This is a genomic window from Rhizobium sp. NXC24 (assembly GCF_002944315.1).
Lineage (GTDB): Bacteria > Pseudomonadota > Alphaproteobacteria > Rhizobiales > Rhizobiaceae > Rhizobium.
Window position 1 is genome coordinate 504,424 of the sequence record NZ_CP024314.1, and the last position, 15,487, is coordinate 519,910.

Consider the following 15,487-nt stretch of genomic DNA (forward strand, 5'->3'; position numbering starts at 1 on the left):
GAGCTTCAGCCGGTCGCCTACCGCCACATTCGATTCGCGCGATGAGAGTGAGCCGTCTTATCGGCTTAGGTTTTTGTTGAAGATAATCCGGTGGTGTCCGCCCGGATGACCGCGATACTCTTGACGATGGCTCCGGTATTCACGATGGCTCCGGTATTCCGGCCGGCCTGATCGGTGATATTCGTGATGACCATGATAGCGATGTCGATAGTAGCGGTTCCGATCATAGCGATATCGGTACCCATCGCCGCCGCCGATAAAGATGGCGCCACCATTGTAATAGCCAGGGCTATATCCGCTTGTGCGGTATGGGCCTTCTTCGACGCAGCTCGACAAGGTGAGCCCGGTAAGGCCAATAATGGCAGCTACCAGCATTGATTTCATGTTCATGAACGTTTCCTCCTACGCTAGTAACTAGGGCCGGAGTGTGTTTGTGGCAACGCGCCGGCGAGCAAGGGGGCGGCGCTTTCCAGGCGGAGCAAAAGCACCGCGTGTTAGGGCAAGGGCGGGCTCCAGAGAAACCGGTTGGCCCGGCAGAAGCGAAAATTGCGCGTAGTATCATGCAATGCGGTCGAACGAAAACTTGAGATCCATGACATGAGCGGAACCTGAATCGGAATATTGTCGCGAGCCATGAGCCGGCACGACCCGAACCTCAGCAATTTCCATGAGGTCGGTAAAGACGGGCATTTTGTCGCCTGGCAGGCCGTACTCTTTGTGGTCGAACTGCGGGTGGTGTTTCTGGCCGGTCAGCGAGGCCACTTTCTAAATTATTGGCCAAAGACGGCAAGCGGGAGCCTCTTTCATCGCATCCTCACACGGCCGTGGTAAAATATCGGATTAAGGCTGGACAGGTAGTTGTCCCACGGACAACTTCGCCGAATTTCAGTATCCGCAACAGCAAACCGAAGGAAAAAACGATGTCTGAACTCGTAGTGCTCGGCTTTGACAACCCCGACCAGGCGGACGTTGTGCTCAATCGCCTCATTCAGCTTCAAAAGGAATATCTGGTCGATCTCGAAGATTCCGTCGTTGCGATCCGCGACGCTTCGGGCAAGGTTCGTCTCAAGCAGAGTGTCAATCTGGCAGCAGCCGGCGCGGCGAGTGGCGGGTTGTCAGGTGCCATCTGGGGATCGCTTGTCGGCCTTTTGTTCCTCAATCCTCTTGCGGGCATGGTTCTCGGCGGTGCCTTCGGGGCAGGTTCCGGCGCGTTGGCAGGCTCGATGACGGACTACGGCATCGACGACGACCTCATCAAGCGGCTGGCCGACACTATCCCGGTAAACAGCTCAGCCCTCTTTCTGCTGATCCGGAAGGTTCAGCCGGAAAAGGTGCTGCAGGAATTCCAGGGCGAACATGCGCGTATCTTGAGAACGTCGCTCTCGCCGGAGCAGGAGGAGCGTCTGCGCAACGCGCTTGCAGCCGAATCGTCCGCCGCGGCGCGGCCGCTGAGCGATGGGATTTGATGGAGGTGGAATCCACAGCGCGGGTAATCACACCCGTGGAACCGGTTCGTGCGTAGGAAATGCCCTCCCGCAGGCCCTATCGGCTTCATCGGTTCCGGCGATTGTAGATCGTGGTGTAGTATGGAAGATGCGTGAGACAACTCGACTGTCATCGACACCCGTGCGCCCCCCCAATCGCGGTGCAAAGGAGACTGGAGGGCTTTTCGTTGAGGCGGTCCGGGTTCGAAGGAAAGGGCGCTCCCTGATAGGCTTGAGCGCCCATTCTCGTTTGTCGGAACGATCGCCGGCTAACGATCTTGCCGCAACTGGAACAATAATGGCTTGATGGGCATTCTGTTGGCGACCTACGTCCGAGAATCGCCATGGCCAGCGACAAGTTATCGACTTACAAATCAAAGCGAGATTTTCAGAAAACCGCTGAGCCGAGCGGCAAGGAACCGATCAAAAAGACCAACCGCCGGCGCTTCGTCATCCAGAAGCATGACGCCACACGTTTGCATTACGATCTGCGCCTCGAACTCGATGGTGTGTTCAAGAGCTGGGCCGTCACCAAAGGACCGTCGCTCGATCCGCATGACAAGCGCCTGGCAGTCGAGGTCGAGGACCACCCGCTCGACTATGGCGACTTCGAAGGCACTATCCCGAAGGGCCAATATGGCGGCGGCACGGTGATGCTGTGGGATCGCGGCTATTGGGAGCCGGAGGGCAGGAAGAGGCCCGAGCAGGCGCTGGCTAAAGGGGATTTCAAGTTCACTCTGGAAGGCAAGCGTCTGCATGGCAGTTTCGTGCTCGTGCGGATGCGCAATGATCGCGACCGTGGCAAGCGCACAAACTGGCTGTTGATCAAGCACCATGATGAGTTTTCGGTCGAGGAAAATGGCGCCGCGATCCTGGAGGAAAATGCGACATCGGTGGCGTCAGGACGCTCGATGGAGATGATTGCTGAAGGCAAGGGCCGCAAACCCAGGCCGTTCATGGTCGAAGGTGGAACGATCGAGGCTGATGCGGTCTGGGACAGCAATCATGGTCTTGCCGCCGAGGAGCGCAAATCCGAAGCGCGACGCGTTAAAAGGACGAAGACTGTCATCACTGTCGATCTGCCGGACTTCATTGCGCCGCAGCTATGCGAAACCCTGCAGCGTCCGCCTGCCGGCTCGGATTGGATCCACGAGATCAAGTTCGATGGCTACCGCATCCAGATGCGCGTGCTCAGCGGCGAGGTGACGCTGAAGACCAGGAAAGGTCTCGACTGGACCGGCAAATACCCCGAGATTGCCGAGACAGCGTCGACGCTGCCGGACTGCATCGTCGATGGCGAGATCTGCGCGCTCGACGATCACGGCGCGCCGGATTTCGCTGCCCTGCAGGCGGCGCTTTCAGAGCGGAAGACCGCAAGTCTCGTCTACTTTGCCTTTGATCTGCTTTATGACGGCGGCGAGAATCTGCGCTCGCGGCCTCTCGTTGAGCGGAAGGAGCGGCTGCAGCAGCTTCTCATCGAGGCCGGCGAAGATCCGCGGATCCGCTTCGTCGAACACTACGAGACCGGCGGCGATGCTGTCTTGCGGTCCGCCTGCAAACTCTCGCTCGAAGGCATCATCTCCAAAAAGGCGAATGCACCCTACCAGTCTGGCCGCACGGAAACTTGGGCGAAGGCGAAATGCCGGGCCGGCCACGAAGTAGTAATCGGCGCCTATGCTAAGACCAACGGCAAATTCCGGTCCTTGTTAGTGGGTGTCTATCGTGGCGACCGCTTCGTCTATGTCGGTCGCGTCGGAACTGGCTACGGCGCAAAGAAAGTCGAAACGCTGCTGCCGAAGCTGAAGGCGCTGGAGACGCTAAAATCTCCATTCACAGGCATTGGCGCGCCGAAGAAGGAACCCGAGGTCGTCTGGTTGAAGCCGGAACTCGTCGCCGAAATCGAGTTCGCGGGTTGGACCACCGACGGACTCGTTCGTCAGGCAGCGTTCAAGGGGCTGCGCGAAGACAAACCGGCCAAGGAAGTCGAGGTCGAACGGCCGGCGCTGCCTGCGGAGAAAGCCGTTCCGGAACCGGCTTTCCGTGCAAAGGCAAGCCCGGCGCGACGGAAAGGGGCAAAGGCCGACGTCATGGGTGTGCTGATCTCCAATCCGGATAAGCCGCTATGGCCAGACGCCAACGATGATGAACCGGTCACCAAGGAGGACCTTGCGCGATATTATGAGGCGGTGGGATCGTGGATGATCGAGCATATCAAGGGCAGACCCTGCTCAATCATCCGTGCGCCGGATGGAATTGCCGGTGAGCAATTCTTCCAGCGCCATGCGATGCCCGGGCAATCGAACTTGCTCGATCTGGTCAAGGTGTTCGGTGACAAAAAGCCCTATCTGCAAATCGATCGCATCGAGGGGCTTGCCGCCGTTGCACAAGTCGCCGCCGTCGAGCTGCATCCCTGGAACTGCGAACCTAATCAGCCGGAAGTGCCCGGCCGCCTTGTCTTCGATCTCGATCCGGGTCCGGACGTGCCATTCTCAACCGTCGTTGCGGCTGCCCGCGAAATGCGCGACCGACTGGACGCATTGGGGCTGATCAGCTTCTGCAAAACGACAGGCGGCAAGGGCCTGCATGTCGTTACCCCGCTTACGGTCCAAAAGCGCAAGCCGCTCTCCTGGGCTGCAGCAAAGGGATTTGCCCACGATGTCTGTCAGCAGATGGCATGGGACAATCCCGATCTTTATCTCATCAAGATGGCGAAGAGCCTGAGAGGCGGCCGCATCTTCCTCGATTATCTGCGCAACGATCGCATGTCGACGGCTGTTGCGCCCTTGTCGCCGCGCGCCCGGGCCGGTGCCACCGTGTCGATGCCGCTGACCTGGGCGCAAGTGAAATCCGATCTCGATCCAAAGCGCTTCACCGTCCGCACGGTGCCGACGCTTCTTGCGAAAAGCTCAGCCTGGAAGGACTATTGTGATGGCAAGTGGCCGCTCGAACAGGCTATTAAGCGTCTCGGAAAATCAAGACCGGCGGCGTAATTTTCAAGGTGCCTCCCCAAAACGGCGAGCGAGCACTCGCAACGACGCCGGCTGCTCATCCTTGCCACAAATGTCAGGCGGATGTGCCGCCTGGGCTGGGCCTGGACGATTAAGCTGAAGTCCACGCATCAGCCTGCTTTTCCGTCGGCACGCTGCCGTTCGGGGTCAATTCGTTCACCGCCTTCGGAAGATCTCGAGACAGTCGGCTTAGAATTTCTTGCCGCGAGAGGCCGGTTTTGGCGGCAAGCTCGCTGAGAATATCGTGGCCGAGTGCCTGGCTCAGCTCCTGACCGTTTATCGGCTTGTTATCGCCTGTGCTGACCCAGGATTCGGCTGTGTCGCCTGACCGTTGCGTTGAAACTGCTCCAGCAGGCTTCCGAGACCGCCGCTCAGAATGCCTCCGGCCGAACTGTTGCCAAAAAGATCGCAGAGACCTCCACCGCGCGCGAGATTGCCGAGCAGGTCACCAATACCGTCGGTGCTAGAGTGCGTGCCGTCGGCGCAGGTCTCGCTGCTTAGTGCGGGCGTCCAATTCCCTCTAAAACTTCCGCTATCTTATCGCGGTTCTGATAGCCGGCGATAGCCGACACCGCGAGCAATGTGGTCAATGGTCCAGGGGACTTGATCGGTCTCCTAAGCGATTGGGGGAGGTTCTCAGGAAACTAGTTGCGGGTCGCAATGTTCCGGTCGGTTCTCCCCCATGTCGAAGATCGCGGCGTTGTTCCTGGATGCTTTGGAAGCTCTATGGCCGGAGGTTATGAAGATGGCGCGTCGTTTCCGCTGTGGCCCCACGTTCACATCATTATTGCTTAAATTAGGTGCCAGCGAGGCTGGCGCTTTCGTAGCGTCAGTTGAGAGCGGTTCTGCCAACGGCAACAGGCAAGCGCTCCAACAATCGAATGGCAAAAAGGCATGTATTTAATACGGCGATCAGGTGATAAAAAAATTTTGCAGATCGTCTTGAATCTGAAAAAACGGCAAACCAAATCGATGCTACCGGCAGCCTAGATGGGAGCCGGAAAGCCGGAGACGCAGGTTTCCGACGCGTCTCCTCTCCATCTCGCTTTACGGAGGATTTGGTTATGAGAAACGACTTCGACTTTGCACCGCTCTATCGGTCTAGCATTGGCTTTGACCGGGTATTCAATCTTCTCAACAGTGCCCAGCGCCTGCAGGCCGTCGAGACCTGGCCGCCTTATGACATCATCAAGACGGGTGAGGATGATTACCGCATCCAGATGGCTGTCGCTGGTTTCGCAGATGCCGACCTCGACATCACGCAGGAGCGAAACGTGCTGATCGTCAAGGGCCAAAAGGCCGAACAGAAAGACGGCGAATATCTGCACCGGGGCATTGCCGGGCGCGCTTTCGAGCGCCGGTTCGAACTGGCCGACCATGTCAGGGTTGAGAATGCCGCGCTGACGAACGGCCTTCTGAGCATCGATCTCAAGCGCGAAATCCCGGATGCTATGAAGCCGCGCAAGATCGAGATCGGCAGCCAGCCGCAGGCTATGCCGCTTCAGATCGACGCCGAAAAACAGGTTGCCTAAAGGCAGTGGGTGCCGCTCGCTCTCGGGCGGCACCTCTCATTCAGGAACCTCGAAATGAAAACGATCGACATTCAAAAGGCGGTTTTCCTCGATGATCGTGACCTCGCTGCCTGCCAGTTTGTCTTCGACGAGCTGCTGAAGGAAATCGGTGTGGCTAAGGCTTCCGAAGAGGCCGAACACATCGGCGCCGTCGTGATCGAGCTCTATCGGCAGGGGGTCCATGATCCCGCTCACCTCAAAGTGATGGTCAAGAGCGCACGCGGCTTGCTCGGGTGGGCCAAGCCGAGGACAATTGCATCAAGATAATGTCACCGGATCGCCCGGGATGCCGGGCGACCTTCTCGCGACCGCCTCGTAACCACGGATTCACCGTGCTCGCCGGACTTGATGGCAAGCGCGCCAGCGATCCGCGTGGATCAATATGGCTTTGATCGTGTGGCATTTCATCGTACATTCGATGATCAGGTCAGCGCGTTTCTCAGTCACGTTCTACACGACTAGGTTAGCCCAAGGTGTCCTTCACCGTCTCCGCCTCCATCGCGGCCGGGGCATCCGTGCGGGCAGTGGGTGCGTCTCTGACCTGTCGCATTGCCCGTGTCACCTATACGCTTGTATTGCTACGGAATGAGCCGGACGAGTCGAGGCTCACGGTCGAATTGAAATAGCTGACGCTATTCAAAAGTGGCCAGACGCTCGCGGACAATTTCCCGCATCTGCGCCGCTCGTTCGGCGCCGACTGAACCATCTGCTAGCGGCGGCGGCAGAACGAGACCATATAGGCCGCGCTCAAGCGCCGCTGCGAGTTCATCCATAGTTGTATCCGCCGCCGCCGCCGGAATACCCGCCGTCGCCGCAAAACGCCTGAAATCCACTCTTTTCAGCCGCTCATCCTTGCCGCTGATTTTGAGCGCCATGTGGTCGTTCTGCAGATTGGGAAATACCCGCGTCGTCACTGCGTCGTACAGTGGCGCCATGCGGACCGAACTAAAATCTCCTCTGCCTGGCTCCGCGATTTTCAGCACAGCCATGTTTTTCAGATGCATGTCGCCATCCGCGATCAGCCACGCGAACAGTGCCCGCCGCAAGACCAGCAGCAGGTCAGCGTCCGCGTCAGTGGAAAGTGGGCGAAGGGCGGCCGCGATCCGCTCCATGGTGCCAGTGTACTTATCTTCCGCCCGCACGCCGAGAACGGATGCCATGTCCTCGAGCGCCAGGCGACGCATGTCGTCAAGGCTTGTCCGGATGTCAAACCGCTCGACCGCGAGGGCGTGCGGCATGCCGTCCGGCATAGCGACGAGCGCGATGGCGGGGACTATGAACCCGGCCGCCCGGCCGAGCTCCATGGATTGCCATTCGATTGCGGGCAGCGCCTCAAATCCCGACGTTCCGGCGGGCTTCAGAATATGCGTGAACGGCTTGTTCGTGCTGGGCATCAAGATGCCGTCCGCATCAAGGAACATAGGCGCCTTGATCTGCACGCCTGACAGGCGCGGTGTCGCGCCCGTCGCGAAGATTTTCGCCAGGTTCTGTTCGAACGTATCATGGATATCGCCGCGGCTGGGGCCGGCGTAACCCCCTGTGAACAAGTGATTTGCCACGAAGCTGTTCAACCGCGTCAGTAGGATATCGGCCGGAAGCGCCGTCAGCTCGCTTGCCCGCTCTACAATCGTGATGTTCGACACATACCGCTTTCCGGTGCGCAGTTCTGCCCGCTCGTCGGGGCTGTTCAGCACCCGGTTCAACCAGCCTTCTGGAAGCAGCGATTCAATGAAGGGGGGCAATCTGCCGGGCGTAGTCTGGCGTACAAGCGGCGGGCCGTCCGGATCGGACGCCTTCCATCGCCATTCGAAGCCATCATGCGCAAGGTTGCCGATCGGTGCGCCGTGCCATGCCACGGTCAGGTCGAGCGCGGCCTGGTTGGCAACGGCGACAGCGGTTGCTGGCTTTCGTTTGAGGAAACGCTCGGCGGCGCTGCCTTCGGGAAGCCAGTCATTGTCGCGGGCAAGCTTAAACACCGCATCGGCGGCGCTCTCCGAACTTCCGTATTCTTCAATCAGCCGCGCGGCAATTGCCTCTTTCATATCTTCGTCGAAGGAGGCCGCATGTTCACTGCGGAGGCGGAAGGCTTCCAGAAAACGCTGGCGCAGTGAAGACACGTTCACGCGGAACTCGCCCATGTCGTCGCCGACCGCCGCCTGCGCGATGGAAGGGTAGTCTGGCGCTTTGTTCTGAATGATTTCGAGCGCCCTAATGCGCTGTCGTTGCACGCGGCGTCCGGTAAGGAAAAGGCGGCCATCGCGCATCGGGCCAAGCAGAACGGCGCTGGCCGCCGACAGGTAAGCGTTCGGATAGAGATATCTGGCGATGCGTACAGCATGGGTCCGCACCGTCTGGTCTATATCGTCGTCGGCATCGACATAGATACCGCGCATTAGCTGGACCAGCTTACCGGCCTCCGCCTGGCGATGGCCGCGCATTTTATCAATGTTTTCGCCGACGAGATGGAGAGGCATGTTATGTAACTTTCGCGTATTTCAAATACGGAAAAGTTACACCATCATTTTTGAAAACTCAAGAAAATGAAACTATCGCGTATCTGAAATACGCGATAGTTTCATCGTCCGATCGGAAGGAAGGACGTTCCCGAGCCACCGCCTCCTGGTGCCGGCCTCGGAGTTTCGCCATAGGAGCTTCAGCTTTTCGCTCGCCCATGGCGACTGGTTCTTTCGCGGGAATCTGTCGGCCGGCGATTGGCCGGAAGCCTATGCCATCCTGACCATCGAGGCGAGTGCCGATATCGCGCCGTTCCACGATTGGCAGATGGGGGTGCTGACACGGGACCAACGCATGGCCTGGCTCGACGGACTTCTTCCCGAAGAGAAAATCCTGCGGCCGCTGCCGGCGGGGACGTTTCGGATCAATCGCCACGCCGGCGCGCCTGCCCAGCCGATGCTGGCGATCTAAAGCGCCAATTGTAACTGCGGCTCCGTCCCGGAGGTCCGCCGCTCCAGAGAGGATAGGGTAACGCCGAGCAGGCGAATGCCCTTTCGGGTCGGAAAGATGGGCGCCAGCAGCAGGCCAACGATGTCCTCCAGATCGGTGATCGCTGCGAGAGGTGCCGGAATTGTCTTGCTGCGGGTGATCTGGTTGAAGTCGGCATATTTGACCTTCAGCGTCACCGTCTTGGCGCCGATCCCATTGGCCTCGCAATAAGCCCACACCTTTTCGATCAGCGGCTGAAGCCCTTCGCGTGCGGGCTCATAGGCATGAAGGTCTTGTGAGAAGGTATCCTCGGCGCCGACGGACTTGCGCACCCGGTTCGGCTTGACCTGGCGCTCGTCGATACCGCGGGCGATGCCGAAGAAATAGGGGCCGGACTTGCCGAAATGCTCCACCAGGAATTCGAGTGTCTTCTCTTTAAGGTCGGCGCCGGTATCGATTCCGAGCCGGTGCATCTTGTCGGCCGTCGCTGGGCCGACGCCATGAAATTTCTTGACGGGAAGGGCTTCGACGAAAGCCGGCCCGTTCTTCGGGGTGATGACCGCCTGGCCGTTGGGCTTATTGAGATCGCTCGCCATCTTGGCGAGGAACTTGTTGTAGGAAATCCCCGCCGATGCATTGAGCCCAGTGGCCTGCTTGATTTTGGCACGGATCTCCAGTGCGATCTCCGTGGCGATTTCCATGCCCTTGAGATTATGGGTAACGTCGAGATAGGCTTCATCGAGAGAAAGCGGCTCGATGACGGCCGTGTATTCGGCGAAGATCTCACGGATCTGCTGCGACACCGCCTTGTAGACGTCGAACCGCGGCGCCACGAATATCAGCTCTGGGCATTTTCTCTTGGCGGTCACCGACGGCATCGCGGAGTGGACTCCATAGGCGCGCGCCTCGTAGCTCGCCGCCGCGACCACGCCGCGAGCGGCAGATCCACCGACGGCAATCGGCTTGCCGCGCAATTCTGGATTATCGCGCTGCTCGACCGACGCATAAAAGGCGTCCATGTCGATATGGACGATCTTGCGCGGCCGCTCGTGACTTTTATCGTTTGTCATGACTGGCTTCCATCAGGACCATCTGTGTCCCTCAGACATGGGAAGTGCGCGCCGCATTTCTCACCCTCCGGCGTTTGCATGCGCTCGCAGCCCATGGCCATCCGCCGGCGGAGTACCGCGAAGCTCACATCGGCGCCGAACGCTTTCACCAACAGCTTGCGCTCGATCGCCCCATGGCGGTCACATTGCCGACAGCTGAATTCGATAACCGGCTCACGATAATCCTTCAATCTCACATCACTCAACCGGTCTGGTCGGGCCATGTGAAAAAATACCCAATTCAGCCATCGAATTGAATCCGTTTATGGAATCCGTCAGGTCCGCGCCCCGCTCAACTTGAACGCGTCCGGCGCGCATTGACTCGTTTTTGCTTTGAGAACAAATAAAGAACATATTGCATTTTCGCAAGTCAAGACGGGTTGCCGTAAGGAGATTATGACCACATCAGTCGCCACTTCGAATGCCGTCTTCGACGAGTTGCGCGAGAAAATCGCCAGCCTGGAAGGAGCCGGCCTGCGCCATCGTAGTGTCCTGCCGTTCGGGGTTGGCGCGATCGACGCGCAACTGCCGGGAGGAGGGCTGCCCTATGGGTGAGCTTCTCCACAACTCGCTTCATGGGCAACGGCCGTATCCGCAATGCGTGCTCAAGACATGCCGGTGCCTTGTACTCAAGGTGGCGAAAGAACGATCGGGTCGTTGCAAAGGGACGTCTTGTGATCGGGCCGCATTGCCACGTTCGCCTTCGACATGATCAAGGAACGCCAGAACCACATCTGGGTCAATCTCCACGACCGTGAGATCGGATGGCCGCTGTTTTAGTCTTTGAGAAGGAAGGGGGCGCCGGCGGGCGGCGTTGTTGCACGAGCGGTCGCTTGGACGCAGGAAGTTCCGTCCACGAAGGAGCACAGGAGCCACGGCGGGGTGTCGCGAGCGCATCGTCGCAAATGGTAGGTTTCCTTATCGCGCTTCGAATAGCTCAGCACGTCATAGTATCTGCAAAGCGCGGATCTGCTGCTCTGCGAAGTACCGCGTGTTTCCAAGGTGAAGCCATTGAATCTTGTAGAGAATTCGGTTGCGCAGCTAATCGAATTCCACTATCTTTTTCTGCGAGGCAGTACGCGCTGCCTTGGGGCTGCAAACCCCTGCTAGCGGTTGGTGTCGGCCGGTACGGCACCACACTCCTTGACCTTGCGGTCGGGGAGCCTGTGGCGTATGTCCAGGTTCCTCGGAGCTAAAGGCCATAGGGCCGTCTAGCACGGTTTGCACTCCCCGATCAGTGGGTTGAGCGAGTTTTCAGCGGGGGCGTACCGCATGAAACTCTCCATTCGGGGTGTCGATCATGAATCGTCGTACAGCCGCCGCACAAGTCCGATCGGCGAGAAGACAGCAAAGCAAGCAGCCGAACATTGAAATCCAGTCCGCGCATCCCGTCGATCTGCATGTCGGACAACAGATCCGTATCCGCCGAATACAATCGAATGTATCGCTCGGCGACCTTGGCGCCGGCATTGGCGTCAGTTTCCAGCAGGTGCAGAAATACGAAAACGGCAGGAACCGCGTCAGTGCCTCCATGCTCTACGAGGTCGCCAAACGGCTGAGGGTGCCTGTCGCCAAATTCTTCGAAGGCCTTCCAGATCCCGAAGGCGCAGCGGACCCGCAAATCGTGACTGAGGTCGATGACCGCATTGCCTACATCTCCACCGCGGAAGGCCGTCGCCTCATCGAGGACGTTTTGCTGCTTCCGCCGCGTGTCCGCAGCCGCGTCGTGGCGCTGGTCAGTTCCATTGCCGATGAAGAGATGGAAGAGAGGCCGGACACCGATCTTTAGCGAAAGCAAAGGCGCGATTGTTGCGAGCGGATTGCGAGAGCTCTTGTCTAGAAAGGTGCCTCCGCCAATCGCAGACACACAACAATCTTTTGCAACAGAACGCGCCATGTTGGCATCTAGTTTGAACGATTAGGCGGCCGACATTTCCGGTGTCGCCAGATCGCGCTGATCAGTCAGGTAGGCGATCAGATCTTCGATCGTCACCAGCAGCAAACCGTGCCGCTTGGCAAACTTCTCAAGGTCCGGGAGGCGAGCCATGGTGCCGTCGTCATTGGCGACTTCGCAAATCACGCCAGATCCGGAGCGTCCGGCAAGCTTTGCGAGATCGACGGCTGCTTCCGTATGGCCGGGACGTCCAAGCACGCCAGCCGGGTGAGCGCGCAGCGGAAAAATATGCCCAGGGCGGGCAAAATCATCAGGCTGCGTGCCCCGCGTAACAAGGGCACGAACCGTCGTCGCGCGATCGGCTGCAGAAATCCCTGTCGTCGTTTCGGGAATGTAGTCCACGGACACCGTGAAGGCGGTCTTCAGAACCTCGGTATTGCGCGGAACCATGAGGGGAATATCGAGCTCATCCAGCCTTTCACCCTCCATCGCCACGCAGATCAGTCCGCGCGCATAATTCATCATGAAGGTAATTGCCGCAGGCGTTACGGCATCGGACGCAATCACAAGGTCGCCCTCGTTTTCTCGATCCTGATCATCAACAACAACAACGATCTCGCCGCGTGAAATCGCCGCGATTGCATCTTCGATTTTAGAAATTGCCATGCACTTTGCCTTTCAAGGGTTAGCTGCCTTCGCAGCATCCAAGACTTCTTTCGAAGTCACTGTTTATCCCTTGGGCGAACAAGCCTGCGGACACGCCACGACACCGGTGGCGTTCGCACGATTGCTCTCTTCCATCCGGACTTTAACCGTCGGCCCCGGCCTCTCACCGGGTCTGCTGACCCTCCACGATTTGCAGAGGCGCTCGCGGGCTCCGAGTTTCCTCGATACCGCCGGTGGGGAGTTTCACCCCGCCCTGAGAACGCTGATAAGATAGGCGATCGATATGGCCTCCCGCAAGAGGGCAGTTTTCCTCTCACTGTCTTTTCTGCGACACAACCGGTGAACAGATTGTTTTCTCATGCCTGACGGAACTCAGGACATGATGAGACCGCCATCCACATTGATCGTCTGACCTGTGATGTAGGCCGCATCATCGCTCGCGAGAAAGGTGACGAGGCCGGCGACGTCTTCGCCGGAACCGGCGCGCTTCATCGGAATGCCTGCGACCCACTCCTTCATCAATTCGCCCGGACCGTAATTGCCGAGGAGCTTACCCCAGGCCTGATCATTATAGGTCCACATGTCGGTCTCGATGATGCCGGGGCAGAAGGCATTGACGGTTATGTTTTCGATGGCGACTTCCTTTGCGAGGCTCTGCGTGATCCCGACCACGCCCATCTTCGAGGCGGCATAGTGCGGCGTGTAAATAAAGCCGTCTCGTGCCTGCCCCGATGCGGTGTTGATGATGCGCCCGCCGCGACCATGCTTGCGCATACGCAGGATCGCTTCCTGCGCGCACAGGAAGACACCCTTGGTGTTGACCGCCATGACCTTGTCCCACTCGCCTTCGGTCATGTCTTCAATCCGCGCGATTGTAATGACGCCGGCATTCTGGATCGAGACATCGACAGTACCGAAGGCATCTTCCGCAGCATCGTAAAGGACCTTCACGCTTGCCTTATCCGTGACGTCGCCGACGAAAGAGATCGCTTTGCCGCCATCCTTCTTGATCTCTTCGGCGACGGAGTGCACCGACTCCTCATTGGCGGAAACCACGAGATTTGCGCCCTCTTTCGCAAAGCGCCGTGCGATGGCGGCACCAATACCCCGGCTGGCTCCAGTGATGACGATGGTCTTGTTTTCGAAGCGGTTCATTCGGATGTCTCCCGGTCAATCGCCGTACTTCCTCGCGAACGGCGCTTATCAAAGTCAATTTTTAAGGCGCCTGCCTGAGGCCCGACAAGCGATCGATCTCGCCTTTAAGGAACTGCGCAAAGTATCGCTGCAAAATCCGCTGCCTTCAGCGAGGCTCCCCCGATAAGCGCGCCGTCGACACCGGCAATGGCAAATAGCGACGCCGCATTCGATGGCTTCACAGAACCACCGTAAAGGAGCCGTATCTCGCTGCCCTCCGCGCCAAATCGCTTGATCAGGGCCCCGCGCAGGGCGGCGTGAACTTCGGCGATCTCGGCCTCCGTCGGAACGCGGCCGGTTCCAATCGCCCATACCGGCTCGTAGGCGATAACGGTGTTGGCAGCGCAAGCACTGTCCGGAACTGACGCCGAAAGCTGGCTTTCGACGACCGCAAGCGTCATGCCGCCGGTCCTCTCATCGTCGGTCTCGCCGACGCAGACGATGGCCGTCAGTCCGGCGCGGTAAGCCGCCGCCGCTTTTGCGGCGACGAGAGCGCTGGTCTCACCATGGTTTGCCCGACGCTCCGAATGGCCGAGGATCACAAAGGTCGCTCCAAGATCGGCCAGCATGTCCGCGGAAACATCGCCCGTGTGGGCGCCCGACAGCGAGGCGTTACAATCCTGTCCGCCGATCAGCAATTTTGAGCCTTTCGCTATCGACGCGGCGCGGTCGATAAGGGTGGCGGGTGGGCAAATGATAGCTTCGGCCTTGGCGTCATCGGCGGCGGCCGCGATGGCGACAATCTCGTTCAGGTCCGAGAGCAGCCCGTTCATTTTCCAGTTTCCGGCGATCAACTTGCGAGGCATCGTCATTACCAGCAGCAGAAGCCGCCATCGACCAGCAGGTCGACACCCGTGACGAAGCTTGACGCGTTGGAAAGCAGAAATACGGCGGGACCAACCATCTCATCGACCGTCGCCATGCGCTGCATCGGCGTCTGCTCTTCAAACAGCTTCGTCTGGTGGACCATTTCCGGCCGGGTGTTCATCGGTGTCGCGGTATAGCCGGGGGAGATCGTGTTGACGCGAATTCCGCGGCCGACCCATTCCATTGCCAGCGACTTCGACATGTGGATGACGCCGGCCTTGGACGCGTTGTAATGGCATTGATTCAAGCCGCGATTGACGATGACGCCGGACATGGACGCGATGTTCACGATCGATCCCTTGCCCCTCTTCAGCATCGAGCGCGCTTCGGCCTGGCAGGACAGGAAGACGCCCTTGAGGTTGATGTCCATCAGCGTTTGATATTGCTCTTCTTCCATCTCCTCGGCAGGATTCGCATTCGCGATGCCTGCGGCATTGAGGGCGAGGGAGAGGGGACCAAGTTCGGTATCCGCCCGTTCCACCGCTTCGGCAAGCGCTGCTTTGTTGGTCACATCCGCGGCAAACTGGATCGAACGGCGTCCAGCCTTGCGAACGAATTCGGCGGTCTGCGACAGGCCATCGTCGTTGCGGCGGTCAAGCAATGCGACATCTGCGCCGCATTGAGCCAGACCGATCGCGATGCGCTGGCCGATACCGCTACCGGCGCCGGTCACAAAGGCAATCTGGCCGGAGAGGTCGAAAAGCTTGGGAGCATTCAGAGTGATGTCAGGCATCGCTCTTCCTTTCTTGAT

The 15,487-nt window shown here is 58.9% G+C and carries 16 protein-coding genes, 2 pseudogenes and 1 riboswitch; of the genes and pseudogenes, 8 read left to right on the forward strand and 10 right to left on the reverse strand.

All coding sequences use genetic code 11. The features are described from left to right. Positions 1-65: 65 nt before the first annotated feature. Complete coding sequence (locus NXC24_RS26365) at positions 66-245, reverse strand: hypothetical protein (RefSeq protein ID WP_104826354.1); 180 nt, start codon at positions 243-245, stop codon at positions 66-68. Between the two features lie 313 nt (positions 246-558). Continuing rightward, positions 559-762, reverse strand: a complete 204-nt coding sequence (locus NXC24_RS26370) for a hypothetical protein (RefSeq protein ID WP_104826355.1) — start codon at positions 760-762, stop codon at positions 559-561. A 158-nt stretch (positions 763-920) separates the two neighbouring features. On the opposite strand from NXC24_RS26370, the gene NXC24_RS26375 reads away from it, so the two are divergent. After that, positions 921-1,466, forward strand: coding sequence for a DUF1269 domain-containing protein (locus tag NXC24_RS26375; RefSeq protein WP_104826356.1), 546 nt, complete (start codon positions 921-923; stop codon positions 1,464-1,466). A 362-nt stretch (positions 1,467-1,828) separates the two neighbouring features. Continuing rightward, positions 1,829-4,474, forward strand: a complete 2,646-nt coding sequence (gene ligD / locus NXC24_RS26380) for a DNA ligase D (protein ID WP_104826357.1) — start codon at positions 1,829-1,831, stop codon at positions 4,472-4,474. Between the two features lie 109 nt (positions 4,475-4,583). Here ligD and NXC24_RS36295 read toward each other — a convergent pair whose 3' ends face one another. Further along, on the reverse strand, positions 4,584-4,904 hold the full coding sequence (locus tag NXC24_RS36295; protein WP_348632783.1) for a YidB family protein: 321 nt from the start codon (positions 4,902-4,904) through the stop codon (positions 4,584-4,586). On the opposite strand from NXC24_RS36295, the gene NXC24_RS36300 reads away from it, so the two are divergent. The 3 genes from NXC24_RS36300 (at position 4,829) to NXC24_RS26395 (ending at position 6,330) form a co-directional block, all read left to right on the forward strand. Further along, positions 4,829-4,993 (forward strand): hypothetical protein, encoded by a 165-nt coding sequence (locus NXC24_RS36300; protein WP_199773641.1) that lies wholly within the window; start codon positions 4,829-4,831, stop codon positions 4,991-4,993. The genes NXC24_RS36295 and NXC24_RS36300 overlap by 76 nt on opposite strands. Before the next feature lie 563 nt (positions 4,994-5,556). Next, positions 5,557-6,024 (forward strand): Hsp20 family protein, encoded by a 468-nt coding sequence (locus NXC24_RS26390; protein WP_104826358.1) that lies wholly within the window; start codon positions 5,557-5,559, stop codon positions 6,022-6,024. Between the two features lie 54 nt (positions 6,025-6,078). Beyond that, positions 6,079-6,330 carry a hypothetical protein gene (locus NXC24_RS26395; RefSeq protein ID WP_104826359.1) on the forward strand — a complete coding sequence of 84 codons (252 nt, stop codon included), beginning with the start codon at positions 6,079-6,081 and terminating at the stop codon, positions 6,328-6,330. A 365-nt stretch (positions 6,331-6,695) separates the two neighbouring features. On the opposite strand, the gene NXC24_RS26400 is transcribed toward NXC24_RS26395, so the two are convergent. Continuing rightward, a complete protein-coding gene (locus NXC24_RS26400) occupies positions 6,696-8,537 on the reverse strand; it encodes a type II toxin-antitoxin system HipA family toxin (RefSeq protein WP_104826360.1) in 1,842 nt (613 codons plus the stop codon). A gap of 103 nt (positions 8,538-8,640) precedes the next feature. Between NXC24_RS26400 and NXC24_RS26405 the strand changes: the two are divergent. Continuing rightward, positions 8,641-8,988, forward strand: a pseudogene (locus NXC24_RS26405) (SOS response-associated peptidase); the annotation flags it as partial. Here NXC24_RS26405 and dinB read toward each other — a convergent pair. Beyond that, entirely contained in the window at positions 8,985-10,076 is a 1,092-nt protein-coding gene (gene dinB / locus NXC24_RS26410) for a DNA polymerase IV (RefSeq protein ID WP_104826361.1), read from the reverse strand. The pseudogene NXC24_RS26405 and the gene dinB sit on opposite strands and share 4 nt — an antisense overlap. After that, a complete protein-coding gene (locus NXC24_RS35935) occupies positions 10,073-10,339 on the reverse strand; it encodes a hypothetical protein (protein ID WP_104826362.1) in 267 nt (88 codons plus the stop codon). Before NXC24_RS35935 ends, dinB begins: the two co-directional genes overlap by 4 nt. A gap of 172 nt (positions 10,340-10,511) precedes the next feature. Here NXC24_RS35935 and NXC24_RS26420 point away from each other — a divergent pair. Both NXC24_RS26420 and NXC24_RS26425 read left to right on the forward strand, forming a co-directional pair. Next, positions 10,512-10,667, forward strand: a pseudogene (locus tag NXC24_RS26420) (damage-inducible mutagenesis protein); the annotation flags it as partial. Between the two features lie 748 nt (positions 10,668-11,415). Then, positions 11,416-11,904 (forward strand): helix-turn-helix transcriptional regulator, encoded by a 489-nt coding sequence (locus NXC24_RS26425; RefSeq protein WP_104826363.1) that lies wholly within the window; start codon positions 11,416-11,418, stop codon positions 11,902-11,904. A gap of 129 nt (positions 11,905-12,033) precedes the next feature. Here the strand turns inward: NXC24_RS26425 and ribB are convergent, their stop codons facing one another. The 4 genes from ribB to NXC24_RS26445 all read right to left on the reverse strand — a co-directional run bounded on the left by ribB (position 12,034) and on the right by NXC24_RS26445 (position 15,469). Continuing rightward, positions 12,034-12,675: a 3,4-dihydroxy-2-butanone-4-phosphate synthase gene (ribB, locus tag NXC24_RS26430; RefSeq protein WP_104826364.1), complete on the reverse strand. Its 642-nt coding sequence runs from the start codon at positions 12,673-12,675 to the stop codon at positions 12,034-12,036. Between the two features lie 119 nt (positions 12,676-12,794). Continuing rightward, positions 12,795-12,940, reverse strand: a riboswitch (FMN riboswitch). A 107-nt stretch (positions 12,941-13,047) separates the two neighbouring features. Continuing rightward, positions 13,048-13,830, reverse strand: coding sequence for a glucose 1-dehydrogenase (locus NXC24_RS26435; protein ID WP_104826365.1), 783 nt, complete (start codon positions 13,828-13,830; stop codon positions 13,048-13,050). 104 nt (positions 13,831-13,934) lie between these two features. Further along, on the reverse strand, positions 13,935-14,681 hold the full coding sequence (gene tpiA / locus NXC24_RS26440; RefSeq protein ID WP_104826366.1) for a triose-phosphate isomerase: 747 nt from the start codon (positions 14,679-14,681) through the stop codon (positions 13,935-13,937). After that, on the reverse strand, positions 14,681-15,469 hold the full coding sequence (locus NXC24_RS26445) for an SDR family oxidoreductase (protein ID WP_104826367.1): 789 nt from the start codon (positions 15,467-15,469) through the stop codon (positions 14,681-14,683). The genes tpiA and NXC24_RS26445 overlap by 1 nt, the downstream gene beginning before the upstream one ends. Positions 15,470-15,487 lie beyond the last annotated feature (18 nt).

What these genes read in the sequence shown, in the direction of transcription:
- tpiA (WP_104826366.1), bottom strand. Translation starts at nt 14,681, where the DNA reads ATGACGATGCCTCGCAAGTTGATCGCCGGAAACTGGAAAATGAACGGG.
- NXC24_RS35935 (WP_104826362.1), bottom strand. Translation starts at nt 10,339, where the DNA reads ATGGCCCGACCAGACCGGTTGAGTGATGTGAGATTGAAGGATTATCGT.
- NXC24_RS26390 (WP_104826358.1), top strand. Translation starts at nt 5,557, where the DNA reads ATGAGAAACGACTTCGACTTTGCACCGCTCTATCGGTCTAGCATTGGC.
- NXC24_RS26375 (WP_104826356.1), top strand. Translation starts at nt 921, where the DNA reads ATGTCTGAACTCGTAGTGCTCGGCTTTGACAACCCCGACCAGGCGGAC.
- NXC24_RS26435 (WP_104826365.1), bottom strand. Translation starts at nt 13,830, where the DNA reads ATGAACCGCTTCGAAAACAAGACCATCGTCATCACTGGAGCCAGCCGG.
- ligD (WP_104826357.1), top strand. Translation starts at nt 1,829, where the DNA reads ATGGCCAGCGACAAGTTATCGACTTACAAATCAAAGCGAGATTTTCAG.
- dinB (WP_104826361.1), bottom strand. Translation starts at nt 10,076, where the DNA reads ATGACAAACGATAAAAGTCACGAGCGGCCGCGCAAGATCGTCCATATC.
- NXC24_RS26400 (WP_104826360.1), bottom strand. Translation starts at nt 8,537, where the DNA reads ATGCCTCTCCATCTCGTCGGCGAAAACATTGATAAAATGCGCGGCCAT.
- NXC24_RS26365 (WP_104826354.1), bottom strand. Translation starts at nt 245, where the DNA reads ATGGGTACCGATATCGCTATGATCGGAACCGCTACTATCGACATCGCT.
- NXC24_RS26445 (WP_104826367.1), bottom strand. Translation starts at nt 15,469, where the DNA reads ATGCCTGACATCACTCTGAATGCTCCCAAGCTTTTCGACCTCTCCGGC.
- ribB (WP_104826364.1), bottom strand. Translation starts at nt 12,675, where the DNA reads ATGGCAATTTCTAAAATCGAAGATGCAATCGCGGCGATTTCACGCGGC.
- NXC24_RS26425 (WP_104826363.1), top strand. Translation starts at nt 11,416, where the DNA reads ATGAATCGTCGTACAGCCGCCGCACAAGTCCGATCGGCGAGAAGACAG.
- NXC24_RS26395 (WP_104826359.1), top strand. Translation starts at nt 6,079, where the DNA reads ATGAAAACGATCGACATTCAAAAGGCGGTTTTCCTCGATGATCGTGAC.